At 40.6% G+C, this 24,597-nt stretch carries 27 protein-coding genes; 16 read left to right on the top strand and 11 right to left on the bottom strand.

From position 1 onward, the window contains the following. The first annotated feature begins 33 nt into the window (after positions 1-33). Together HYG89_RS02150 and ahpF are read left to right on the top strand one after the other, a co-directional pair. Positions 34-951, top strand: coding sequence for a hypothetical protein (locus HYG89_RS02150; RefSeq protein WP_131261786.1), 918 nt, complete (start codon positions 34-36; stop codon positions 949-951). 216 nt (positions 952-1,167) lie between these two features. Beyond that, on the top strand, positions 1,168-2,733 hold the full coding sequence (gene ahpF / locus HYG89_RS02145) for an alkyl hydroperoxide reductase subunit F (RefSeq protein ID WP_178865852.1): 1,566 nt from the start codon (positions 1,168-1,170) through the stop codon (positions 2,731-2,733). A 237-nt stretch (positions 2,734-2,970) separates the two neighbouring features. Here ahpF and HYG89_RS02140 read toward each other — a convergent pair whose 3' ends face one another. From HYG89_RS02140 to arsC, 3 genes are all read right to left on the bottom strand, one after another. Beyond that, positions 2,971-3,240: a YfhL family 4Fe-4S dicluster ferredoxin gene (locus HYG89_RS02140; protein ID WP_178865851.1), complete on the bottom strand. Its 270-nt coding sequence runs from the start codon at positions 3,238-3,240 to the stop codon at positions 2,971-2,973. Positions 3,241-3,267: 27 nt separating this feature from the next. Then, positions 3,268-4,650, bottom strand: a complete 1,383-nt coding sequence (gene yegQ / locus HYG89_RS02135) for a tRNA 5-hydroxyuridine modification protein YegQ (RefSeq protein ID WP_178865850.1) — start codon at positions 4,648-4,650, stop codon at positions 3,268-3,270. 223 nt (positions 4,651-4,873) lie between these two features. After that, positions 4,874-5,302 (bottom strand): arsenate reductase (glutaredoxin), encoded by a 429-nt coding sequence (arsC, locus tag HYG89_RS02130; RefSeq protein WP_154320582.1) that lies wholly within the window; start codon positions 5,300-5,302, stop codon positions 4,874-4,876. 98 nt (positions 5,303-5,400) lie between these two features. Between arsC and HYG89_RS02125 the strand changes: the two genes are divergently transcribed. From HYG89_RS02125 to arsH, 3 genes are all read left to right on the top strand, one after another. Then, entirely contained in the window at positions 5,401-5,718 is a 318-nt protein-coding gene (locus HYG89_RS02125) for a metalloregulator ArsR/SmtB family transcription factor (RefSeq protein ID WP_178865849.1), read from the top strand. Between the two features lie 4 nt (positions 5,719-5,722). Then, positions 5,723-6,781 carry an ACR3 family arsenite efflux transporter gene (arsB, locus tag HYG89_RS02120; protein WP_004972938.1) on the top strand — a complete coding sequence of 353 codons (1,059 nt, stop codon included), beginning with the start codon at positions 5,723-5,725 and terminating at the stop codon, positions 6,779-6,781. A gap of 72 nt (positions 6,782-6,853) precedes the next feature. Further along, entirely contained in the window at positions 6,854-7,555 is a 702-nt protein-coding gene (arsH, locus tag HYG89_RS02115) for an arsenical resistance protein ArsH (RefSeq protein WP_178865848.1), read from the top strand. 51 nt (positions 7,556-7,606) lie between these two features. On the opposite strand, the gene HYG89_RS02110 is transcribed toward arsH, so the two are convergent. Next, positions 7,607-8,008, bottom strand: coding sequence for a MerR family transcriptional regulator (locus tag HYG89_RS02110; protein ID WP_178865847.1), 402 nt, complete (start codon positions 8,006-8,008; stop codon positions 7,607-7,609). A 75-nt stretch (positions 8,009-8,083) separates the two neighbouring features. On the opposite strand from HYG89_RS02110, the gene HYG89_RS02105 reads away from it, so the two are divergent. The 3 genes from HYG89_RS02105 to HYG89_RS02095 all read left to right on the top strand — a co-directional run bounded on the left by HYG89_RS02105 (position 8,084) and on the right by HYG89_RS02095 (position 9,391). Further along, a complete protein-coding gene (locus tag HYG89_RS02105) occupies positions 8,084-8,704 on the top strand; it encodes a cation transporter (RefSeq protein WP_178318927.1) in 621 nt (206 codons plus the stop codon). Between the two features lie 226 nt (positions 8,705-8,930). Beyond that, the gene (locus HYG89_RS02100) at positions 8,931-9,185 is read left to right on the top strand and encodes a hypothetical protein (protein ID WP_004972946.1); all 255 of its coding nucleotides are present in this window, start codon (positions 8,931-8,933) and stop codon (positions 9,183-9,185) included. A gap of 20 nt (positions 9,186-9,205) precedes the next feature. After that, complete coding sequence (locus HYG89_RS02095) at positions 9,206-9,391, top strand: hypothetical protein (protein WP_004972947.1); 186 nt, start codon at positions 9,206-9,208, stop codon at positions 9,389-9,391. A gap of 59 nt (positions 9,392-9,450) precedes the next feature. Here the strand turns inward: HYG89_RS02095 and HYG89_RS02090 are convergent, their stop codons facing one another. Further along, on the bottom strand, positions 9,451-10,230 hold the full coding sequence (locus HYG89_RS02090; protein WP_004972950.1) for a ferredoxin--NADP reductase: 780 nt from the start codon (positions 10,228-10,230) through the stop codon (positions 9,451-9,453). A 120-nt stretch (positions 10,231-10,350) separates the two neighbouring features. Between HYG89_RS02090 and tsaA the strand changes: the two genes are divergently transcribed. After that, positions 10,351-11,088: a tRNA (N6-threonylcarbamoyladenosine(37)-N6)-methyltransferase TrmO gene (tsaA, locus tag HYG89_RS02085; protein ID WP_218644899.1), complete on the top strand. Its 738-nt coding sequence runs from the start codon at positions 10,351-10,353 to the stop codon at positions 11,086-11,088. Here the strand turns inward: tsaA and HYG89_RS02080 are convergent. Continuing rightward, positions 11,085-12,287 (bottom strand): DUF4010 domain-containing protein, encoded by a 1,203-nt coding sequence (locus HYG89_RS02080; protein WP_178865891.1) that lies wholly within the window; start codon positions 12,285-12,287, stop codon positions 11,085-11,087. The two genes, tsaA and HYG89_RS02080, sit on opposite strands and share 4 nt — an antisense overlap. 248 nt (positions 12,288-12,535) lie before the next feature. On the opposite strand from HYG89_RS02080, the gene HYG89_RS02075 reads away from it, so the two are divergent. From HYG89_RS02075 to HYG89_RS02060, 4 genes are all read left to right on the top strand, one after another. After that, complete coding sequence (locus HYG89_RS02075; RefSeq protein WP_178865845.1) at positions 12,536-14,293, top strand: GspE/PulE family protein; 1,758 nt, start codon at positions 12,536-12,538, stop codon at positions 14,291-14,293. Positions 14,294-14,405: 112 nt separating this feature from the next. Beyond that, positions 14,406-14,762: a NirD/YgiW/YdeI family stress tolerance protein gene (locus tag HYG89_RS02070; RefSeq protein WP_178865843.1), complete on the top strand. Its 357-nt coding sequence runs from the start codon at positions 14,406-14,408 to the stop codon at positions 14,760-14,762. Positions 14,763-14,893: 131 nt separating this feature from the next. Further along, the gene (locus tag HYG89_RS02065; RefSeq protein ID WP_004972960.1) at positions 14,894-15,556 is read left to right on the top strand and encodes a response regulator transcription factor; all 663 of its coding nucleotides are present in this window, start codon (positions 14,894-14,896) and stop codon (positions 15,554-15,556) included. Between the two features lie 17 nt (positions 15,557-15,573). Then, positions 15,574-16,923, top strand: coding sequence for a HAMP domain-containing sensor histidine kinase (locus HYG89_RS02060; protein WP_178865841.1), 1,350 nt, complete (start codon positions 15,574-15,576; stop codon positions 16,921-16,923). A 111-nt stretch (positions 16,924-17,034) separates the two neighbouring features. Here the strand turns inward: HYG89_RS02060 and hemP are convergent, their stop codons facing one another. Further along, on the bottom strand, positions 17,035-17,205 hold the full coding sequence (hemP, locus tag HYG89_RS02055; protein ID WP_004972965.1) for a hemin uptake protein HemP: 171 nt from the start codon (positions 17,203-17,205) through the stop codon (positions 17,035-17,037). 138 nt (positions 17,206-17,343) lie between these two features. Between hemP and HYG89_RS02050 the strand changes: the two genes are divergently transcribed. Further along, positions 17,344-18,243, top strand: a complete 900-nt coding sequence (locus tag HYG89_RS02050; RefSeq protein ID WP_096901851.1) for an NUDIX domain-containing protein — start codon at positions 17,344-17,346, stop codon at positions 18,241-18,243. 78 nt (positions 18,244-18,321) lie between these two features. Here HYG89_RS02050 and HYG89_RS02045 read toward each other — a convergent pair whose 3' ends face one another. The 3 genes from HYG89_RS02045 to HYG89_RS02035 form a co-directional block, all read right to left on the bottom strand. Then, positions 18,322-18,840, bottom strand: a complete 519-nt coding sequence (locus HYG89_RS02045) for a hypothetical protein (RefSeq protein WP_096901888.1) — start codon at positions 18,838-18,840, stop codon at positions 18,322-18,324. Positions 18,841-18,912: 72 nt separating this feature from the next. After that, positions 18,913-21,306 carry a penicillin-binding protein 1B gene (mrcB, locus tag HYG89_RS02040; protein ID WP_178865838.1) on the bottom strand — a complete coding sequence of 798 codons (2,394 nt, stop codon included), beginning with the start codon at positions 21,304-21,306 and terminating at the stop codon, positions 18,913-18,915. A 103-nt stretch (positions 21,307-21,409) separates the two neighbouring features. Continuing rightward, complete coding sequence (locus HYG89_RS02035) at positions 21,410-21,940, bottom strand: hypothetical protein (protein WP_167846107.1); 531 nt, start codon at positions 21,938-21,940, stop codon at positions 21,410-21,412. Positions 21,941-22,229: 289 nt separating this feature from the next. On the opposite strand from HYG89_RS02035, the gene HYG89_RS02030 reads away from it, so the two are divergent. Further along, on the top strand, positions 22,230-23,147 hold the full coding sequence (locus HYG89_RS02030) for an NAD(+) kinase (RefSeq protein ID WP_207973958.1): 918 nt from the start codon (positions 22,230-22,232) through the stop codon (positions 23,145-23,147). After that, complete coding sequence (locus HYG89_RS02025) at positions 23,147-23,416, top strand: YeaC family protein (RefSeq protein ID WP_004972971.1); 270 nt, start codon at positions 23,147-23,149, stop codon at positions 23,414-23,416. The genes HYG89_RS02030 and HYG89_RS02025 overlap by 1 nt, the downstream gene beginning before the upstream one ends. Positions 23,417-23,500: 84 nt before the next feature. On the opposite strand, the gene HYG89_RS02020 is transcribed toward HYG89_RS02025, so the two are convergent. Then, complete coding sequence (locus HYG89_RS02020) at positions 23,501-24,511, bottom strand: glycosyl transferase family protein (protein ID WP_096901857.1); 1,011 nt, start codon at positions 24,509-24,511, stop codon at positions 23,501-23,503. Positions 24,512-24,597 lie beyond the last annotated feature (86 nt).

Below are 24,597 nucleotides of genomic sequence, written 5' to 3'. Positions count from 1 at the left end.
TTAATCTGAAATTTACCTGATAAGGAGTCGGATTTGCCCCCACTTGATGAATATGCCATTCAGCCACAGCAGCTAAAAACAGGTGTTGTGGCATTACAGCAGCGTCAAAAAAAGCTCAGTTTTTTGGCTGTGCTGTCTATGACGGTGGTGCTTATATCGGCAATTGGCTTTTTTATTCAGCAAGATGTGATTTATAGCTTCTTTGGTTTAAGCACTGAAGTTCAGCAATTACACATGCCTGCAAGTGTCGATGCGACTTTGGCAAATTTAGGGCAGCAACCTGATTATTTTTTCAGTTTGTTGAACTGGTTGGGTTGGTTGATTTTAAAACTGTCGGTGTCATTTATTGGTGCATTCGTTCTAGTTCATCTACTCAAGAAAATTCGTTTTTTTTATATTCGCTTTCAGTCCTTTGTTTTGAAATTTGTAGCTTGGTTGCTGAGTTTTATTTTACTTTGGTCGGCATTGAGTTATGTTCAGCATGACCGACAAGATGATACGCAGCAGGTATATGCCAAAATTGTGCATTATGAAAAGCACATTCAAGAAAGTGAATTGGCGCGTTATTTACAAAATGCAGAAATGGCAGCGCCTGTTAAAGCCTATTTGTTGGCGCAAACGGCATTGATGCATCATCCCGCAGATAAAGATGCAGCCATTCCGCAAGTGTTGACCTTGGTCAAAGCAGAGCAGCAAGATCCGCAATTTTTACATTATGGATTTAAACCTGAACAATTATGGACGATGCAGCAGCAAGTTTATGGCAAAGCTTTAACGCCTATGGCGCAAAGCGTACATAAGCAAGTGCAGCAAGCACAGCAATTAAATACGCTGGTTTATTATATGAATCTCGCGGTTATGGCGCTTATGTTAATACTGTCTGCGGTACTCTGGTTTTTATCGCGACATTTACAGCAGCGTATTCTGCGGATTCAACAACAACTTGAATAAAAAATGATTAGGCTCAATTGCTTAAGGCAGACATTCAGTTTTTATGTTAATGTCTAAATTGAATAGCTTTAGGTATTTTAAATGAAATAGTAAGCTTGAAACTCACTATCATTTAAAAAAACGATCATAAATATAAAAATAAACCGTTTCCCCTATGTAACTATTTTTCGTAAGATGACATCAACAAATAAATTTACTCCCTTGGAGACGTTAGCCATGTTAGACCAAAATACTTCTACACAACTTAAAACTTTATTAGAACGTCTTGAAAGCCCAATCGAGCTTGTCGCGACTTTAGATGGTTCTGATAAATCTGCCAAAATTAAAGAATTGGTTGAAGAAATTGCAGCACTTTCGCCACAAGTTACTGCACGTTTTGACGGTAACAACGCACGTGCACCAAGTTTTGGGATTGCAAAAGTAGGTGAGCAACCGCGCGTATTCTTCGCAGGTTTACCAATGGGGCACGAGTTCACTTCATTAATTTTGGCTTTATTGCAAACTTCTGGTTATGCACCAAAAGTATCGGATGAAGTATTAACGCAAATCAAAGAATTGAATCTTTCATCTCACTTTGATGTGTTTGTATCGTTGAGCTGCCACAACTGTCCAGATGTAGTACAAGCTTTGAACCTCATTGCGATTTACAACCCTGGCACAACAGCAACCATGATTGATGGTGCATTCTTCCAAGAAGAAGTTGAGCAGCGCAAAATTATGGCTGTGCCGATGGTATTCCAAGATGGCAACCACATTGGTCAAGGTCGTATGACTTTGGAAGAAATTGTAGCTAAATTAGATACAGATTCTGCGAGCAAAGATGCAGCGAAACTGAATGCCAAAGAGGCGTTTGATGTCTTGGTAATTGGTGGCGGCCCTGCAGGGAATACATCTGCAATCTATGCAGCTCGTAAAGGTATTCGTACAGGTATTGTGGCTGAGCGCATGGGCGGTCAGGTGATGGATACCATGGATATTGAAAACTTTACTTCTATCCAAAAAACACAAGGTCCAAAGTTTGCGGCAGAAATGGAAGCGCATGTGCGTGAATATGATGTAGATATTATGAATCTACAAAAAGTATCTGCCATTAAAGGTGCTGATGAAACTGGCAATGGTTTGGTCGAAGTGACTTTGGAAAATGGCGCAACACTTGAATCGAAAACGGTGATCTTGTCTACAGGTGCACGTTGGAGAGAAATGAATGTACCTGGTGAAGCAGAATACCGTACCCGTGGCGTGGCGTACTGCCCACACTGTGATGGCCCGTTGTTTAAAGGCAAGCGTGTTGCAGTGATTGGTGGTGGTAACTCAGGTGTAGAAGCAGCAATTGACCTTGCAGGGATTGTAGAGCATGTGACTTTGGTAGAGTTTGATACTAAATTACGTGCAGACCAAGTCTTGCAAAACAAATTGAACAGCTTGCCAAATACTACAGTAATTACTAATGCATTATCGACTGAAGTAATTGGTGATGGTGCGCAAGTGACTGCGTTGAAATATAAAGACCGTGCGACAGATGCAGAGCATACTGTTGAACTTGCAGGAATTTTCGTACAAATTGGTTTATTACCAAATACGGACTTCTTAAAAGCGTCAAAAGTAGAGCTGACGAATCGTGGTGAGATTGTGATTAATGAGCGCAACGAAACCAATGTAAAAGGTGTATTTGCAGCAGGTGACTGTACAACTGTACCGTACAAGCAAATCATTATTGCAACAGGTGAAGGTGCGAAAGCATCACTTTCAGCATTCGACTACATCATTCGTTCAGGTCAATAAGTCTGAACGAATACATCTGAATACGCGGATGAACTATCCTTAAATTGTATTCGCTAAAAAGATAGCGCCTGAGTTCCCCAATACTCAGGCGCTATGTTCAGTAAAGTGCTTTATCGCACAGTATTAAAAGTTTATTTATTCTATTTTTGGTTTTAAGAACTGGGTCGGCTAACAACTCAGTTCTTTTTTTATTTTTTAGCATCCAGTTTGATTTACTGTAGTTGGATTTATCTCAGTCTAATTAGCCTTATTATTTTGTCCAAATAAATTCAGCTGATTAAACTTGTCCTGCAGTTGCTCTTTGGTTTCGACATGCTCAGGATGCGGAATAATACATTCAATTGGACAGACTGAAACGCAGGTTTGATAGTCATAAAACCCCACACATTCTGTGCAACGCGCCACATCAATTTCATATACCTTCTCGCCCTCATAAATTGCTTCATTCGGGCATTCGGGTAAGCACATATCGCAATTGATGCATTGGTCGGTAATCAGGAGTGCCATCGCAAAACTCGCTTAGTTTATTGCCACTTAGTTGGCTTGATAAGCCAACGATGAGGCGGAAATATCTGCAGTCGAATTTGGCAAGTTGCGAATCAGCAGGGCATAACGCATATCGACATCTGCAGGTACAGGGATTTCTACAATATGCCCTGAACCTTTAGCATCTTCAATCAGATTGCCTTTTTTATCTTTAATTTCAGTTAAAGTGAAATAGATATTGCCTTGTGGCGTCATCAATTCTAAAGAATCGCCCACTACAAAACGGTTTTTTACATCAATTTTAATGTAGTCACCATTACGTTCTAAGACTTCACCGCAAAATTGCTGATGATCAAAACTTGATGAACCTGTTTCGTAGTTTTGGTATTCGCTGTGCACATGACGACGCAAGAAACCTTCGGTATAACCACGGTTAGCTAAGCCTTCTAATTGAGTCATTAATGCAGGGTCAAATGGTTTGCCTGCAAGCGCATCATCAATGGCTTTACGGTAAATTTGTGCAGTACGTGCGCAGTAGAAATAAGATTTGGTGCGACCTTCAATTTTTAGTGAATGGATGCCCATTTTAGTTAAACGGTCAACGTGCTGCACTGCGCGTAAATCTTTAGAATTCATAAAATAAGTGCCGTGTTCATCTTCTTCGGCAGCAAACATATCTTCGTCATTACGTTGTAATAACACAGGCTCGTTAAATTGATGCTGTGCCTGCATGTGTTGTTCATCTGCATCGGCAGTTTCAGAAAGATTTTTGACAGGAATTACGTCACCTGTTTCATCTTCTTTTGCATCGTGAATTTTATATTCCCAACGGCAGGCATTGGTACATGCGCCTTGGTTGGCATCACGTTTATTCATATAGCCTGAAAGCATGCAACGACCTGAATAGGCCATGCACAGCGCACCATGCACAAATACTTCAATTTCCATGCCAGGCACGTTGTTTTTAATTTCTTCAATTTCATCAATCGACAATTCACGCGAAAGAATGACACGGGTTAAACCCATATTTTGCCAGAATTTCACCGTTGCCCAGTTCACCGCATTGGCTTGTACCGATAAATGTACAGGCATGTCGGGGAAATTTTCACGCACCATCATAATCAGACCTGGGTCAGACATGATCAGCGCATCGGGTTGCATGGCAACCACAGGTTCTAGGTTACGAATAAAGTTTTTGAGTTTGCTGTTATGCGGTTGGATGTTCACCACCACATAAAACTTTTTGCCTAATTCATGTGCTTCTTGAATACCAATTGCTAAGTTTTCATGATCAAATTCGTTATTACGCACGCGCAAACTGTAACGCGGCTGACCTGCATAGACTGCATCTGCACCATAAGCAAAGGCATAGCGCATGTTTTTTAAAGAACCAGCAGGAGAGAGAAGTTCGGTGACGTGGGAAATGGTCATGATCAAAAAGCAATAGCAGAAATATAGCTTTATTGTATGAATCTAAATTTAGGATTCAACCTAGTAAATAGCTCGGGATTCAGAAGAAAACTTATGCTGAAACGCTGGGGCTAATCTTGATATAGAAAGTTCCTCATCCTGAGCCATACAGAATCTAAGAGAAGGGACTTTCATACCAATTTGACTCATTGCCTATAATCAATTTCTGATGGATAAAAGCGTGTTAACGTACTCGTTGCCCATGTTCATCAATGACCACCTCACCATCTTCTTTGCTGAAGCTTTTTAATTGTGGTTGAGTGAGCAAGTCTAAGACCAGTTCAGAAGGGCGGCACAATTTCACACCTAACTCGGTCACGACAAATGGACGATTAATTAAAATCGGATGCTCGACCATCAATGCAATTAATTCCGCATCGCTGTGTGAACTACCTTCAAGTTGCAACTGTTCGTATGGTTCTACATTTTTGCGGATTGCATCGCGCACGCTTAAACCTGCTTGTTGAATCATGCTAGTAAGTTCAGCTTGTGTAGGTGGGGTTTTTAAATATTCAATAATTTCAGGTTCTTGTCCTGTATTACGAATTAATTCTAAAGTATTGCGTGACGTTCCACAGGCAGGGTTATGAAAAATTTTGATGCTGTTGCTCATGTGTAGTGACCCGTTTTAGTCCGATAAAAATTCAATATTGCATTTATATATGGATATGCGTATATTCGCAATAGTTAATATTGAAGTGCAGATAAAAAATGAATCAAACTGATTTTTTTAAATGTTTGTCAGACCCAACCCGACTGGACATTCTGAAATTGGTGATGGCTCAACACAATATTTGTGTATGCGAATTGACAGAACAATTGCAGTTAAATCAACCGAAAATATCACGTCATTTGGCGTTGTTACGGAATTTATCTATTTTGCTAGATCAACGTCAGGGGCAGTGGGTGTATTACCGTTTGAACCCAGATTTACCCGGATGGGCGTTTGCTGTTTTAAATATTATCGCGCAGCAAGATGTCAGCCCGATGAAGCACATCAACCCTACAATTGCAACACATTGCGAGTAAGCACATGGCACAGTCCAAACTTTCTTTTTTAGATCGTAATCTGACCTTATGGATTTTTATTGCCATGGGGCTAGGTGTTGCGATTGGCGTGGTATTTCCTGCAGTATCGGCAAGCTTAGATCAAATGAGTGTGGGAACAGTCAATCTTCCCATTGCGATTGGTTTGATTTTGATGATGTATCCACCATTGGCAAAAGTCGATTACGCAGCTTTGCCAGAAGTGTTTAAAGACCGCCGAACCTTGTTGTTGTCTTTGGTACAAAACTGGTTGATTGCTCCGTGTTTGATGTTCGCTTTGGCGATTATTTTCTTGCAAAACTATCCTGAATATATGACAGGTTTGATTTTAATTGGTCTGGCACGCTGTATCGCGATGGTCTTGGTCTGGAACAACTTGGCTTGTGGTGATAACCAATACGTGGCTGCATTAGTTGCGTTTAACAGTATTTTTCAGATTGTATTCTTTAGTACTTATGCATGGCTGTTTCTGAGTTTCTTGCCGCCGTATTTTGGCGTGGCAGGACAAGTGATTGATGTTGGTTTTTGGACAATCACCCAAGCTGTTTTAATCTATTTGGGTATTCCTTTTTTGATGGGCTTTTTAACACGCTTGATTTTAGTGAAAAGCAAAGGCTTAGATTGGTATCAAACGTCTTTTTTACCCAAAATTAGCCCATTTAGTCTGTTGGCATTGCTATTTACCATTGTGGCGATGTTCGCACTAAAAGGCGCAGAAGTACTGAGCTTGCCGATGGATGTTTTACGCATTTCCATTCCATTGATTATTTACTTCGTTGCCATGTTCTTTATTAGCTTCTTTATGAGCAAATGGATGGGCAATGATTATCCACGGACGACCGCCATTTCCTTTACCGCAGCAGGGAATAATTTTGAATTAGCACTTGCTGTTGCCATTGCAACGTTTGGCTTGGCTTCTCCCGTTGCATTTACCACGATTATTGGCCCTTTGGTTGAAGTGCCTGTGTTGATTGCTTTGGTGAGTGTGTCTTTATGGCTGCGTAAAAAGTTTTATCAAAATGAGTCGATTGTCAGTTCAAAGTAATTTTCTTCATTTTGAGGTTTAAGATAAAAACATGGGCATGCGTTGCCCATTTTAGTTTTAAGAGTATGCAGCATGGTATTACCCAATATTGATTTAGATTTATTGCCTACACCAAGTTTTGAACAGGTGCAGGCAAAGCCGTTGAACCATCCGCCACGTATTTTATTGATGTACGGTTCAAACCGTGAGCGTTCTTATAGTCGTTTGGCGGTACAGGAAGCGGGCAGAATTTTGGAGCACTTTGGCGCTGAGGTAAAAATTTTCCATCCCAAAGGTTTGCCTTTACCTGAAGATGGCGATGCTTCACATCCCAAAGTTCAAGAGCTGCATGAATTGTTGGCGTGGGCAGAAGGTATGGTTTGGTGTAGCCCAGAACGTCATGGTTCGATGAGCTCAATTTTTAAAGCACAAATTGACTGGATTCCACTTGCTGCAGGTGCAATTCGTGCCACACAAGGTAAAACGCTTGCTTTAATGCAAGTGTGTGGCGGGTCGCAGTCATTTAACAGCGTCAATCAATTGCGTATTTTAGGACGTTGGATGCGGATGATCACCATTCCCAATCAGTCTTCTATTCCTAAAGCCTTTTTAGAGTTTGAGGAAGATGGCCGCATGAAAGCGTCTAGCTATTACGACCGTATTGTCGATGTGATGGAAGAGTTATATAAATTTACTTTGCTGACTCGCGGGCAAGCAGCATATTTGGTAGATCGTTATTCTGAACGTGTGGAAACTGCCGAGCAGTTGTCGCAACGTGTTAATCAGAAGTCTTGATAATTCAATTTTAGATAAGCAAAACCGCATGAGAAAAGGCTGAGAGAGTGATTATTCGGCTTCGAGCCGTTTTAAAATCTGACAATCATCAATAGTTGTTTGTGTGATGCAGGCTTGTCTAAGTTGCTGAAGTTGTAGCTGAAAATGCTGCAACTCGGCAATTTTATCTTCTACATGCCTTAAATGTTCATCAATCAATTCATTCACGGCGCAGCAGTTTTGCTTTGGCTGTTTTTCTAATTCAATCAAAGCTTCAATTTCTTTTAAGTTCATATCTAAAGCACGACAACGCTTAATAAAAATCAAACGCTTGAGTGCCTCATCATTGTAATAGCGATAATTATTTTCGGCACGAAAGCTTGGGGTGAGTAAGTGTTTCTTTTCATAAAAACGAATTGTATCTGTGCTGACTCCAACTTTTTTAGCTAATTCATGAATTAAATATTGTGTCATGCTTGACCTTGGACTAAGTCTATAGTTTTAAATGAGCATAATCGAAACAGTTTCATTTTGAAAGAAGGTGTGTCTATGGCATGTACGTGTAGTCATGAACCTGCGCCAATCAAACCGAATAGTAAATTTAGAACCGCGTTATGGATTGCATTGGTGATCAATCTCAGCATGTTTTTTATCGAGTTGATAGGTGGTGCCTATGCCCATTCATCATCCCTATGGGCAGATTCACTGGATTTCTTTGGAGATGCTGTCAATTACGGGATTTCACTTGCGGTGTTAAGTGCAAGTTTGTATTGGCGTGCTACTGTGGCTTTGGTCAAAGGCATCACGATGGCCTTGTTTGGTGTGGTGGTGATGGGCAAGGTTATCTATGCCTATATACAGGGTATTCCACCTGAAGCCATAACCATGGGTATTATTGGGATCATCGCCTTATTAGCCAATGTGGTTACTGCATTGATTTTATATGCATTTCGAGATGGTGATTCGAATATGAAATCGGTGTGGTTATGTAGCCGTAATGATGCGATTGGTAATTTCGCAGTTATTTTGGCGGCAGTGGGTGTATTTGGTACGGGTAGTTTGATTCCAGATCTTGTGGTAGCCGTGATTATGGCGAGTTTGGGCTTAACAGCGGGGTATCATGTGATTCAGCAAGCTTTGGCTGAACGAAGAATAAATGTACCAGAATAAAGAATAAACGTAAAAAGCACTCCATCTGATTTGAGTGATTTAGATGGAGTGCTTTTAATTTTTTGTAGTCGCAATAATTTTAAAATTTGAAGTAAAAATAACGATAAGTTATTCCAAATTGCTATTTACAAAAAATAATATATAACTAAAATTAAAAATAAATTGATGTATTTAAAAATAATTTACACGATGAATAATATTTAATTTTTTTTAAATTGAGGGTTAAATGAAACTAATTAAATTATTTTCTATAGCAAGCCTGATTGCTTTGGCTGGCTGTAGTTCTAAAGTAGTGACTTATGATACTGCAGGGCAAGTGATTGGTTCATGTGTCGCTACACAGGGCTTTATTTTGGGGGCTAAAGCTGTGTGTTATGGTGGTGCCAACATACAAGGCATTAACTATTCTAAAGTAGATGAGCGCACGGGTTTATTGCCAACCATACCAAATAATTCGCAGATTTCACTGCAACAAGACTAATTTTTTAGAGGGGTAATACAATGAAAATTTCTAGTTTAATCGCATTAACAGCGGCTATTTTGATGACAGGTTGTGCTTCAAAAGTGACAACTTATGATTCGAGTGGTCGTATGATTGGTTCATGTCAGGCAGAGCGTGGGTTTGTAATTGGTGGTGGTGCACACTGTGAAGGACGTGCTAACCAAGAAGGTCGCAGTGTACGTTAATTGATGCTAATGACAAAAAACCGAGCTATTTAGCTCGGTTTTTTTAGATTCAACAGCTTTTATTTTTCAACGAAAGCACGTTCAATCACGTAATCGCCCAATTCACCCATACGTGGTGATTCTTTTAAACCATGTTGGTCAAGTAATGCTGCAACATCTTTTAAGAATGCAGGGCTACCACATAACATGGCACGGTCAGTTTCAGGGTTAAAACGTGGTAAACCAATTTTTTCAAAGATTTCACCCGATTCAATTGCCGTGGTCACACGTCCTTGGTTTGGATATTCTTCACGTGTAACGGTTGGGTAATATACCAGTTTTTCACGAATACCAAGTTCTTGGAAAAACTCGTGATTTGGTAATTCATTTAGAATTAAATCTTGATAAGCCAATTCAGAAATGAAACGTGTACCGTGAACCACAATCACTTTTTCAAAGCGTTCATAAGTTTCAGGGTCGCGGATGGTTGCCAAAAATGGAGCTAGACCTGTACCTGAAGAAAGTAAGTATAGGTTTTTACCAGGATTTAAATCATCCAGTACCAAAGTGCCTGTAGGTTTTTTAGAAACCAGCAATTCATCGCCCACTTTTACTTTTTGTAAAATAGACGTTAAAGGGCCATCAGGTACTTTAATTGAGAAGAATTCTAGCTCTTCTTCATAGTTAGCACTGGCAATCGAGTAAGCGCGCATTAAAGGCTTGCCATTTACTTCCAGACCAATCATCACAAATTGACCGTTTTTAAAACGTAGTGCGGTATCGCGAGTCGTTTTAAAACTGAATAAAGTGTCATTCCAGTGGTGTACGTGAGTAATCTTTTCGACGTTGAAAGCAGCCATTAAAGGTCTCAATAAATTATCAAATTAGAACAGCTTGCTATTCTAATCTAAAATCATTCTCTATAAACTGAATATATTTAATTGAGCTTATCAGAAAAAGTGATGAAGACTGATCTAAAAATGCCAATAATCGGATTTATGCACTCTCCCTACCGAGAAAAATTTGGTATTCCTCGTCAACCGAATCTGGTACAAGTCGAATCGTATATTGAAATGCAGGCGCCTTATAACGATGTGTTGGCATTTGAAGGGATCGAAGCGTTTAGTCACTTATGGTTAATCTGGCAATTTCACGACAATAAAAACCAAACCGATGCTCATCCAACCGTACAGAAACAGCAAAACCCCTGTTTTCGTGCACAAGTGCGTCCGCCACGTTTGGGTGGTAATCAAAAAATAGGTGTGTTTGCGACGCGCAGCATGTATCGACCTGCGCCCATTGGTTTATCTGTAGTGCAATTTAAACAGGTCAAAAAAGTGGGTAAGTCACTGCGAGTTTATGTGACAGGAGCAGATTTGTTGCATGGCACGCCTATTTTGGATATTAAACCTTATATTCAATATTCAGATGCTGTGCCTGATGCACAAAGTGGTTATGCGCAAGATGAACCCATAAGAAAAACAGTGCTATGGATGGACACAGCCGAAGCGCAAAAAAATCAGTTGCTCGAATCTGGCGTATTACAGCCACAGATTGCGCAGGAATTGGAACAGGTCTTGTCTTTAGATCCACGACCTGCATATCAGGATGATGCTGAACGAATTTACACCATGAATTTTGCAGATTTTGATGTCAGTTTCCGTGTCGATCAGCACGCAGTACACATCCTAAAAATTGTTTTAATCGCTGTCGATTAAACCATCATATATAAAATAGCCACCAACGCCAGCATGTGCAAAATTTGGGCAGGGGCGAAATAAAGTGCAAAGCGCAAACCACCAATGAGCGCGGCATTGACGCATTTGGCAATCGCATGTGCCACCACACCTAAAATTAAGGCATACAAAAGTACCTGCTGGCTCGGTGGACCTTGCATCACCACGGTTGCAATTGCGGCATGAACCTCAAATAACGAGGCGAGCAGGGTACCAATGATTAAACCTGCATCCCCAAGGGTTTGTTCCAAGCCGTATACCATCGCTTGAATTGCGGTCAATGTCGCCACAATAATTGCGGCTTCTTTAAGGCTAAACATACGGGTATCGGTTTCTGGCTTTGCCGTTGCCGTACTTTTATGTTTTTTGAGCAACCAGACACCCGCTACAACCAAAATCGCGATTCCGACCAAACTTGGAATAATTAATAACTTAAACCAAATCAGATTGACACCCGCCACAATAATCAACATTTGCGCTAAAGTCGCCACGCAAGACATCAGCGCTGCACCTGCGTTGGCACGTGCTTCACCACGACCTGCGCGTACTTCCATGCCTAAACTGGCAATGGTTGCTGTGCTTGATACAAAACCTGAAGCAATCGCAGACAACATGAGGGCATTGCTGCTTGAGAGTAAGCGCTTAGCGATATGCGCTAAAGCCTGCACACTTAAAATTAAAATCAATAATTTTAAAATCACATAAGGATTAAGTACATTGCCCCATAGTGCGGTATTGGGTGTCAGCGGCAAGGCAATTAACACCAAAGCCAGTAAGAACAAGCCATCACGTAGTTCAGCTTCGGTAATCCACTGACTGACAATGCCATGCATGGTATGCTTGGTCATGAGTAAACCTGTCAAAATAACCGATAAACCTGCTGCCAATGGAATATTCCATAAACACAATGCACCAATAAAATAGGTCATCACGAAGGCAAGTTCGGTGGTAGCGCCGGGGTCATCTTCCGTTTGATTTTTGAGGGAATATAAGCCAATTCCCCCAACAATCAACGCACCCACAATGGCAATGCTCGTGCCCAATAAGAAGCAAATGGCACCTAATAATGCGCAAATTCCAAAGGTACGTACGCCTGCAAAACGGTGATGTTGTCCATTTTTTTTACTGCGTTCACGCTCTAATCCAATCAGTAAGCCACAGCCAAGTGCTGCTGCAAACATGGTGAGCAGTTCGGGAAAATTGGTTGTAACCAAAGATGGAGGAGTCAGAAAATCCACAGCAACATTCCAAATACAAGGTGTTATTTTAAACATCATATATTTGAATTGTGTTTATCGCCATTTATGAATCTATTTTCACTCTAAAATTATGGCTTAATCGAACCATACAAGATTACTGTATTAAAGAAGTCATTCAGCCCTGAAAGCAAACTCTGCTATAGTAAACCCAGATTTTGGGGCATATAACAATGAATTTTAATTTTGAAATAGACAGTACTTGGTGCTTAGAACAATTAGTCAAAGATGGTAAAATTACCGAACGTGATCAGGCTTTGGTACAAACCACGCATCGTCAACGTGATCAATTAAAATGGCATCCGTTACAATGGATTGCCAACTTTAATTTGGTCGATCAAAGTCATCCCCAAACCACTTTAACTTTAAACCGTTTATGCCAATGGCTGGCTGATAAATCAGGCTTGCCATTCTATATTATTGATCCGTTAAAAGCCGATGTTGCTGCTTTAACAGCTGTGATGTCGCAGGAATTTGCACTGCGTAACCGTATTTTAGCGGTGGAAGTGACTGCAGATGCGGTGTTAATTGCGACAGATCAACCTTATAAAAAAGAATGGGTTGCCAACTTAGAACATAGTTTATTGCCCAAAAAAATTCAGCGAGTTTTACTCAGCCCAGATCAATTACAGCGTTATTTGATCGAATATTACCAAGTGAGTCGCGCAGTACACTCATCACAAAAATCTTCTGCACATGACCGTGAAAATAAAGGGGTCGAGGCTTTATTGCAATTGGGCGATACCCAAAACCCAGATGCCAATGATCAACATATTGTGAAGTTGGTGGATTGGGTGCTGCAATTTGCCTTTGAACAAGGCGCAAGTGATATTCACCTCGAACCACGTAAAGACACAGGCAAAGTACGTTTTCGTATTGATGGCGTGTTGCACACCATCTATAACATGCCTGCCAATACGCTTACCGCAGTCATCTCACGGATTAAAATTTTAGGTCGCATGAATGTCGCTGAAAAACGCAAGCCGCAAGATGGACGCTTAAAAACCCGAACACCTAAAGGACAAGAAACAGAACTGCGTTTATCGACCTTACCCACGGCATTTGGTGAAAAACTGGTCATGCGTATTTTTGACCCTGAAGTTCTGGTGCGCAGCTTTCAGCAGCTCGGTTTTGACAGTCGCTTACTGAACGAATGGTATGCACTGACGGCACATAGTCATGGCATTATTTTAGTGACAGGCCCAACAGGTTCGGGTAAAACCACCACCTTGTATTCTTCTCTGAAGCAATTGGCCACAGAAGAAGTCAATGTCTGTACCATTGAAGACCCAATTGAAATGTTAGAACCAAGTTTTAACCAAATGCAGGTCAATACCGCCATTGATCTTGGCTTTGCCGATGGGGTACGCGCCTTAATGCGTCAAGACCCTGACATTATTATGGTCGGGGAAATTCGTGATCAAGATACGGCAAACATGGCGATTCAAGCGGCGCTGACGGGGCACTTGGTTTTATCGACACTGCATACTAATGATGCACCTTCGAGTTTGACTCGTTTGCATGATTTGGGCGTGCAGCCATTTTTGACTGCTGCCACAATTTTAGGCGTTTTGGCACAGCGTTTGGTGCGTAAGCTATGTCCGCATTGTAAGCAGGAAGGCTCAATAAATGAAAAAGACTGGGAACATTTGACCTTTGACTACATTATGGAAATGCCTGCACAAGTGTTTAAACCTGTTGGATGCGATGAATGCCGTCAAACGGGCTATAAAGGTCGGGTCGGAATTTATGAGTTTATGCCGTTAAGTTTAGATACCAAACAGCTCATCAGCGCCAATGCCAATTTAAATGAATTACGTCAGCAAGCTAAAAAAGAGGGCATTGAACCGTTACGTATTGCGGGCGCGCGTAAAGTTTTAGAAGGCATGACCACTTTAGAGGAAGTGTTGCGCGTAGTGCCATTAAATTAGCAGATTCAAACTTTTTACGATGAATTTTAAAAAAATGGAAATCTTAAGATTCAGCTCATCTTGCTTTGTTTTAATCACCATAACGAAATGAGCAACACAAAAAGGTGAAGCAATGAAATTTACAATGAAAGCAATGTTGATGGCAGGTTTAATGGCAATGGCTTCAACCACCATGGCAAACGACAGCATTAACACCCAAGCACTACATCAAAATGTAACTGTAAAACAAGCTTTAAGCCTGAAAGATGACAGCAAAGTGCAGTTAAAAGGTTATGTGGTGAAATCTATTGGTGATGAAAAATATCAGTTCCGTGATAACACAGGCACTATTACGGTCGATATTGATGATGACTTATGGAATGGCAAAGCCGTTTCTGCCAAAACGCCTGTTACCTTAATTGGTGAAGTGGATATTGATCACAAGCCTGCAAAACGTATTGAAATAGATGTCGATCAGGTTCATTTCTAACATTCAATGCGTGCGCATGATTTACTTCAAGCAGCATTCATCACTGAAAAACCACATACCTCACAGGAGGGATGTGGTTTTATAATTCTTAGATTCTTAATTGAAGTACATCAAAAATAACAGAGGATGGCATGCGACTACTCTTGGCTGAAGATGATGTATCACAAGCAGAAAGTATTAAAACCTGGCTGGAAATGGATGGTTATAATGTCGATTGGGTTGAACGTGGCGATCACGCCATTTTAGCCATTCAGCAGCATCATTATGATTGTGTGTTGTTAGACCGTGGGTTGCCTAAAAATAGCGGTGATGAAATTCTGCACGCTTTACGACAGCAGCAACAGGACACACCTGTTATTTTTATTACTGCGCGCGATAGTATTCAAGATCGGGTACAGGGACTTGATTTAGGTGCCAATGATTATTTGGTCAAACCGTTTAGCCTTGAAGAACTATCGGCGCGGGTACGCAGTCAGTTACGCAGTGCGCAAAGTCATCCGACACAGCAGCTTGAATTTGCCAACTTGGTTTTAGATACGCAAAGCAAACAAGTGAAAGTGGATGATCAACAGGTCAATTTAACGGCCAAGGAATTCCAGATTTTACATAAACTGATGCAAAACCCGCAGCATGTGGTGACTCGTGAACAGCTCGAAGAGTCTTTATATGCATGGGGCGATGAAATTGAAAGTAATGCGATTGAAGTATTTATTTATCAATTACGCAAAAAAATTGGCAGTAGCCGCATTAAAACCATCCGAGGTTTAGGCTATCGTATGCAGCAAGATAACTAATTCAGTTTGATCTCCGCATGTCTAAACAGGTCATTTCTTTACAGTCCAAACTGGTTAAAAGCTCCGTTTTAAGTTCGGTCTTGGCGGGTGGACTCGCCCTGATTTTATTATTGGCGGTTGCCAGTTATCAGACCATGCGCGTGCATGATGACATTATGGATGAAATAGCCGATATGTTGCTGCGAGCAGACTTGCGTGACCATGCAGGCAATCAGGTCGATGAGTTGAGTGAGCAATTTCATATTGCCTATCAATTGGGATTAGATGATCTGATTTTGACTACCTCTGAAGATGAACATGACATTTCTCAGCTTCACTTGTCTCAGCTTGCCGTGGTATCTGAGCATGGTTTTTCATTTCACTGGCAAGATGGACAAATTTGGCGCAGCTATGTGGCAGAGGAAGATGGCTTGCATGTGATTGTCGCGCAGCCGCTTAAATATCGCTTCAAGGAAATTGCTGCAACCAGTTTAGGTTATGCCGCTATTTTATTGCTGTTGTGGTTGCTGCAATGGGCCATTGTGCATTTTATGATTGGTCGTCAATTTAAGCGGATTCAGCAACTCTCCCAACAAATTGCAGAAAAAAATCAACATGATTTGACGCCAATTATCCCCACACAACCTGAATTGAAAGAACTGCAACCCATGCTGCAGCAATTGAATAAATTGTTGGGGCGAGTAGAGCAGTCTTTAATTGCAGAACAGCGATTTACAGCAGATGCTTCGCATGAATTACGCTCTCCTTTATCTGCCATTCAATTGCGTTTGCAGGTGCTAAAACGTAAATACCAACAACAACCTGAGTTGGCACAAGATTTAGAGCAAATTCAGCGTGATGTCAGTCGTGGTACACAAGTATTGGAAAATTTGCTGTTATTGGCACGTTTAGACCCGACAGATGCGGCATCGTTAAATAAAAGTGCTGTATTTATAGCAGACTTGGTGCAGGAAGTTTTACAAAGTCTGACGCCGTTTATTCAGGAAAAAGCCATTCAGATTCAGTCAGATATTCAACCGATACAAGTGCAAGGCAATCCTGAATTGCTATTTAGCTGCCTGCGCAACTTGATTGACAACGCAGTGCGTTATGCAGCACCTCAAGGACGTATTTGGATTGAAGCGAAACCGCATGAATTGATGCAGGAAATTTGCATCGCCGACAATGGTCATGCAGTGACTGATGACGTTTTGGCACGTTTGGGCGAACGCTTTTACCGTGCTTTAGGCAGTAAAACTCAAGGTTCTGGTTTAGGACTGTCGATTTGTAAGAAAATTATAGAGTTGCATGCAGGAAAAATTGAATTTTCACGTGCTGAACAAGGTGGTTTAAAAGTGCGTATTTTGTTGCCTAAAGCCCAGTTGTAAATATGATTGGTTTTAGGAAGCAAGTTAAAATTAAACAAGTCAGAACTTAAAAGCAGTATGCGCTGATTCATACTGCTGTTTCCACGTTTATTATTGTGTTGATTATTTTAATTATTTTGTGAGAATAAGACGATTGTTACGGGTTAAGCGTAAACGATATTCTTCGCCTGCATGCAAAATACGAATTTCGCGTCCTAGCGCGAACAAGTTATTTGAATGTAACATAGGTAGGGCATGCTGAGTGTCTGAATGACGTGAAAATAAGTTAAATGGGGCGTTCATTTTGAGTTACTCCGTGGTGTGTAAGAATTGTTTTAAATGATAATCATTATCATGTAAACCTGTCAACGGATTATTTTTAATTTTATAAAAGTCTACAATTTGCAGTAAAACGTACATTGCAAAAAAGGAATCGGGTTCATGTCCAAGCCAAATATTCATGTGGCAATTGCGCTGTTATTTCATCAAAACAAAGTGTTGGTGGGTTGGCGCGAAGCCAAACAACATCAGGGCAATAAACACGAATTTCCAGGTGGGAAAGTGGAAGCAGGCGAAACTCCTGTAGATGCTTGCCGCCGTGAAGTGTTTGAAGAAGTTGGTGTTGGCATACAGCATTGGCATGCTTTTGATATTATTTGCCATGAATATGATGATGTGATTGTCAATCTGCATATTTTTCAGGCTGCTGTACCCGCAGCTTTATTAAAAGATATTCAAGTGCCTTGGACATGGTTTAGCCGTCCGCAACTTTTAGAGCTGAATTTTCCACAAGCCAATCGTGCAATTGTGCAACGACTAGTGTGGCAACAGGCAATTAAAGTCAGTGAAGATTTAAAACATTTAGCAAATTTGCCTAAGCAAAAACTGCTGTATTGGCGGGTTGAACCCAATGCTGCATGCAAGGTCGAATTGTCAGAATATTGCATTGAGCAACTGGGGCAAGTGATTGTCAATTTGGAATTGTGGAAGCAATTAAATACGATTCAGCAACACGCCATTGCAGCAATTCATTTAAAACAATCGCAACTGATGCAATTACAAAAGGGCGATTTAAAAGTTGGGCAGCGTTATATTGCAGCGTGTCATGATATTGTTTCGGCACAACATGCACAGCAAATTGGTTGTGAAGCAATTTTACTCAGTCCTGTTTTAGTAACCACCACGCATCATGATGCCACACCTTTAGGATGGGAAAAATTCCAGCAGATCGCTGAATTTGTCGATATTCCTGTTTTTGCTTTGGGTGGCTTAACTCAAGATGATTTAACTACCGCAGAGCAGCATCATGCCTATGGCATTGCAGGTGTACGTTTTATTTGATTTTTTCTAGTTTGCGCAAATAAAAAAATCGCTGATGTAATCACACTCAGCGATTTTTAGTTTATTAAATTATCGTCCTTACAAATCTTTCAAAGCTTGTTGGGCTTGCGCAAGGCTTTTGGCATTATTTTGTTGCTGTGCTGCTTTTTGAATGACTAGCCATAATTGACGTTTCATGGCATCGCTTTGTGCATAGCTTAAACCACGACGTGCCAAGGCTTCTGCATTAGCGGGTTGCTTCTTTTGGTTGGCAATTAAAGCCAAATATAAATAGGTTTCAGCCGCTTGCGGGGCAAGTCGCTGCGCTTGCAAAGCTGCTGTTTCGGCCTGATTGAATTGACCTTGTTTATAAGCGGTCTGGGTTTGCTGCATCAACTTTTGAAAAGCAGGCAAACTACGACCATCCTCTAATTTTTGTTGCACGGTTTGTTGTGGCACCACCACTTGTAACGATTGACGCTTAATTTCTTCACGTTCATAAGGACGAATCACCACACCTTCTGGTGTCGTCACAGTTTTAGGTTTTTCAGGCACAGGCTGAGGAGCAGGCGGTTCAGGTAAACTCTGGCAAGCTACAATCGTTGCCATCGCACCCATAGCGAATGTGGTGAAAAAAACTTGTCTTAAACGTGATAATTTCATAAGCGTAACTGACCGATATCCTCAAGTTTAATTGATATAACTGCCACTTGAGATGACACGACCATCGGTATTGTCATCTGTTACGGGTTCAGTTTCACGGATATAATTTTCGATACTGTCACTGGTTTCAGGAGCTGTTTGCTGAGTTTCAGTATCTGGTTGGTAAACGGGTTCAACTTGATAGTGTGAAAAACCACATGCGGTTGCCTGACGCGGTACATTATTACGATTCACTGGAATATACATCGCACCTTCACAGCCTTGTGCAGATAAATGCCCAGAACTGCGGTCAATCCAATGCCATTGAATTTGTTCGGTCTGACGTAAGTTGACAGGTTTTTGACGCAATTGCTGCATCACATTACTCCAGACAGGCAAAGCACCAGACGAGCCTGTTAAGCCTGTGACTTTATTGTCATCTAAACCAAGCCATACAACGGCTAAATAATTGCCTGAATAGCCCGCAAACCATGAATCACGAGTATCATTGGTTGTACCTGATTTGCCTGCCAATTTTAAATCTGTCGATAAGCTATTGTAAGCTGAACGACCTGTACCAGAACTCATCACTTGCTGTAAGCCATAATTCAAAATATAGGCGGCAGAAGGATCAATAGTTTGTTGTACGGTTAAACCATAACGATCCAGTAAACGTCCATTGGCATCGACTACGGTGCGAATCGCTTTGGTCGGATATTTAAAACCACCTGTGGCAAAGTTACCGTAAATGTCCATCACTTGCATTGGTGATAAATCTACCGCACCCAAGAAAATAGATGGATATTGCGGAACCGCATCACTTGGTACACCAAATTTAATGAGGTGATTACGGAAGGTAGATAATCCAAACTCCTGTCCCAAACGAACTGCAGATAGGTTATAAGACTGAGATAGGGCTTGTGACATAGACACAATCCCATGATCGCTGCCGCTATAATTACGTGGTGTCCAAGATTTACCATCAATTGGGATGCTGATTTGGCTGTCTTCTACAGGACTTGCCCAGTTATATCGACCAGACTCAATCGCACTTAAATAAATAATTGGTTTGAGCAGTGAGCCAACTTGACGTTTGGCATCCAAGGCACGGTTAAAACCCGTAAAATCTTGCGTAGAACCTACCGCTGCCACTAACTCGCCATTTTCAGGATGAGAAATTAGCACCGCGCCTTGTAATTCTTTTAAACTCTTTGGATTGGCTTTGCTTAAACGCTCAACCGATGCTTTAAAAGCATTTTGTACGTTGGTTTGTGCAATCGGATCAAGCGTCGTGAAGATACGCAAACCCTGATTGGTCAAATCTCCTTCTTGATATTCAGTACGTAATTGACGGCGGACAATATCTAAAAAGTCAGGGAAACGGGCAGGGCCAATGGTCGGTTTTGTAATGACATTTAAGGGACGCGCAGTTTCTTTTTCATATTGTTCTTGGTTTAAATAACCCATCACCAACATATTGTTTAGTACAATGTCACGACGTTTTTTGGCAGCTTCAGGGTTGCGCCAAGGATTATATAATGATGGACCTTGTACCAAACCGACCAAAAAGGCTTGTTGTGAAATGTTTAGCTCACGCAATGGCATACCAAAATAAAACTGTGAAGCCAGACCATAACCATTAATAGAATAGTTACCATTTTGACCTAAATTCACTTCATTTAAATAGGCTTCTAAAATTTCATCTTTGCTGTAATGCAACTCAATCAGCATAGCCATGAGTGCTTCATTGGCTTTACGTTTTAAAGTGCGCTCTGGGCTTAAATAAAAGTTTTTCACCAATTGCTGTGTAAGGGTAGAACCACCCTGACGTTTGCCACCCGTGACGTTGCTGACAATGGCACGTGCAGTACCACGAATTGAAACGCCGTGGTGTTGATAGAAATTACGATCTTCAGTGGCAATAAGAGCTTCAATGAGTGGTTTAGGTACTTTATTCAGTTTAATCAGCACACGATCTTCATTGTGCTGTGGATAGATTCCGCCAATCAACATCGGTTCTAAACGTGCAATGCCTGTATTAGAAGGCTTGGTGGCACTCACCTCACTAATTTGATTATTGGCAAAGCTGACTTTTAAAACCTGTTCAGGTTCAACACTATCGCCAAAGTCAAAACCACGGGTATGCACAAATAAAGTATTACCATCGCTGACATAACTGCCTGATTTAGCGTAATTATCTGTATTTTTATAGCCAAGCAGTTTTAGTTCTTGAGTAAAGTCGGTCTGGCTGACAGGTGCATTGTTATACACTTCTAATGGGCGTGCAAAAACCTTGGCTGGAATATCCCAGCGCTGTCCTTCAAATTTGTCTCTGACAATATTATCCAGACGAATCAAGTAGATACTAAATGCAATAAATCCACCAATAACGATGATGCAAAATAGTAATGCAATTATGCCTATGCCACGCTCAGACTTCATAAATCGCGATAAGATCCTGATAAATTTTGCTAATCATGCGAAGCTTTTACTGAATTTGCAATAATTAATCTGTGACTGAAGGGAAAAATTATGCTCAATTTAATTAAATAGTATTAGCTTGTTGTAAACCTTCGCAGTGATTAAGGTTGGTGCTTAAGTCCAAGATACGATTCATGTGTAGGTCAAAAAATTTATAAGTAAAACTAAAACCTGCATTTAAATAGGGTTGCAAATATTCATCATTACAATTGGTTTCAGTAATCAAGCGAATATATTCTGCGGTAAAATCAGATTTTGTTAGCGGGGTAATAATGGTATAGGCAACATCTTTATCTATGAGAATTACATCTATAAAGGTTGATTTATCTTCATTTTGCAAAGGGAAGGACAGTTTTGTATCTTCTATATCTACTTTAAGTTGTTCCAAAAGATTTTTGTCTGACTGATTTGGTAGGGTATTTTGAGAAAGACTAACCTTGTTTTCAATAGGCTGAACAAAACTTACGGGTTTATTAGTGTTAAATTCTTGCGCTTTTTCTTGATAGAAATTTAAGTAATCATGTTTAGCCAAAAACATAAGTCCAGCAAAAAATATTCCTGCTCCGTAAATGGCTAAATATTTATTAAGATTCATAAAAATGACCGATATATTCTTTAGAATTTAAGAGTAAAAAAAGATGTGGTTAGAAGTGTGTAGCATACAGATTTTTTATTGTTTTAGCTTGTTAGAAATTTTAAATATATTTGATTTTTCTCGTTTTATAGTTATCTTATTTTGCGAAAAATTTGTGTATGAAAAAGTTTGATAATATAACGATAAATGATGAGAAATAGTGTACTAAAAAATTAGAATTTTGAATCACTAAAGTTTTTTTAAATCAACTAGGTTAGTGCTATGATAGGCGTCGAATCGTAGCGGAGCGATATCGCAGGTGCAAATTTCACATAAGAACTTTCGGAACATTGGACTGATTGGTCGTCCAGACAAATATTCTGTTGTAGAAACATTATGTCTGATTCACGACCATATTTTAGGATTGGGTTTGCATCCCGTTTTTGATTCTGACACTGCTCAACTTGTACCTTATAACAATACCCAAACAGTTAGCCGTGCTTTATTAGGCGAAGTGGTCGATTTGGTGATTGTGGTGGGTGGTGATGGTTCATTGCTGCATGCAGCACGCGCTTTGGTTAAATACAATACCCCTGTAATTGGTGTGAACCGCGGGCGTTTAGGCTTTTTAACCGATATTAAACCGACAGAAGTAATCTTTAAACTTGATCAGGTTTTGCAAGGGCATTTTCAGTCAGACCGCCGTTTTTTACTGGAAATGGAAGTGCGCTCTAAAGGCGAAATCATTTATGAAGCCATTGCCTTAAATGATGTGGTGCTACATTCGGGTAAGTCGGTTCACATGATTGACTTTGAACTGAATATTGATGGGCAATATGTCTATCGTCAGCACAGTGATGGTTTAATCGTTTCGACCCCAACAGGTTCAACGGCTTATGCTTTGTCGGGTGGTGGCCCAATTGTGCATCCGAGCATGGATGCAATTGCATTGGTGCCTATGCATCCACATACCTTGTCTTCACGCCCAATTGTGGTGGGTGGGCACAGCGAAATTAAAATCAATATTCGTGAAAACCGTGTGTTGCCGATGGTCAGTGCCGATGGTCAACATAGTGTTTCATTAAATGTTGGAGATAGTTTGCATATCCGCAAACATCCTTATAAATTAAATTTATTACATCCACCAGGTTATGACTTCTATATGGCTTGTCGAACCAAGTTAGGGTGGAATCAAGATTTTGAATCAATGCAACAGCAGGATGAATGATGAATATTGAACAAATGCTTGCCGTACTCGATCCTGAAATTGTTGGACGTTTAAAAACGGCAATTGAAATTGGCAAGTGGCCTAATGGTGTTGCGCTGACCCAAGAGCAACGTCAAATTTGTATGCAAGCAGTGTATGCGTGGGAAATGAAAAACCTGCCTGAAACTGAGCGTAGTGGCTATATTGACCGTGGCACTAAAGAAGAAGGCGAGCAGTGTGATGACGATCATCACAAGCATGAAGAATTTAAACCGATTCGTTTTGTTTAAATGATGCAAAACTGCTTTCATGAAAATTGAAAGATGAAAAAGACACCTGAGATGGGTGTCTTTTTTTGTATCTTCAATGACGTTTTAGTTGTGACGATTTTGCCAAAGCTGCTGTGCATTTTGCATTGCTGCCGCATAATCATCACAAACACCCATGGTATATAAAGCAATACCCATGGTTTCAGTAATGGCGACTTCACCATACTCATGAGTTTGCTGACCTAGCCAGACGGCTTTAAATACTGCCAAATCCAATTCTTCTTCTACAGGGCTACGGTTATCGGTCAGTTTAGGCAGTTCGTGTTCATATAAAGCGCCATTTTTGATGCCACAAATTAATGTCTTGGCATCAGGGTTGCGCTCAAATTCACCGCCTTCGCCTTTAATTACTGCACTGTTTTGATAACCCAACTGAAATGCGGCTTGTTGATGCGAGCTGCGATAAGCGGGGTGGAAGATCGCCTGCATGGTGGCTTTGGCATTAAAAGGATTGATTAAACGGGCAAGGGTATGAATAGGAGAACGTAAACCCATCACATTGCGTAAATTAATCAACTCACTCAAAATCGGTGAAATAACATCTAAAGGTAAATAAGCAAAATTACGCTGCGCTAATTGTTGCTCAACGTCTAGGTCATTTTGGCAAATTGGATAATCTAAATATTGCAGTGCTTGTTCGGTATATAAACGGTTGATGGTATGCCCAGAAGCACCATGCATCACCACTTTATAGCCATGTTTTGCTAAAGTCAGCGCTGCCAATAAAAACCACGGATAATGTCTGCGTTTACCTGCATAAGATGACCAGTCTAAATCGACCTGAAGCGGTTTAAATTGCAGTTGATCACGGGTAGCTTGTACAAAACCTGCCAACTCCTCTACAGATTCTTCCTTCACACGCAGCAACATTAAAAAAGCACCCAATTGCACATCCAACACTTCATTGCGCAAAATCATAGAAAAAGCTTGATAGGCCTCGTCATAGGTCAGTGAACGTGCGCCTGTTTTGCCTTTGCCAATAATTCGAATAAATTGTGCGAATGGATGTTCTGCATCTTTATAAATATTTCTTTTATTGGGGTTTGTATTTGGCATAAGCGAGTTCACACACATCTTTAGTTAGTATACTAGTGTATAAACTTCGGCAACAGTTTGCAGCACTATTCACAGCTTCAGCTTGT

This window comes from Acinetobacter sp. SwsAc5 (assembly GCF_013391485.1).
Lineage (GTDB): Bacteria > Pseudomonadota > Gammaproteobacteria > Pseudomonadales > Moraxellaceae > Acinetobacter > Acinetobacter towneri.
This window is presented reverse-complemented; position numbering and strand designations above follow the sequence as displayed.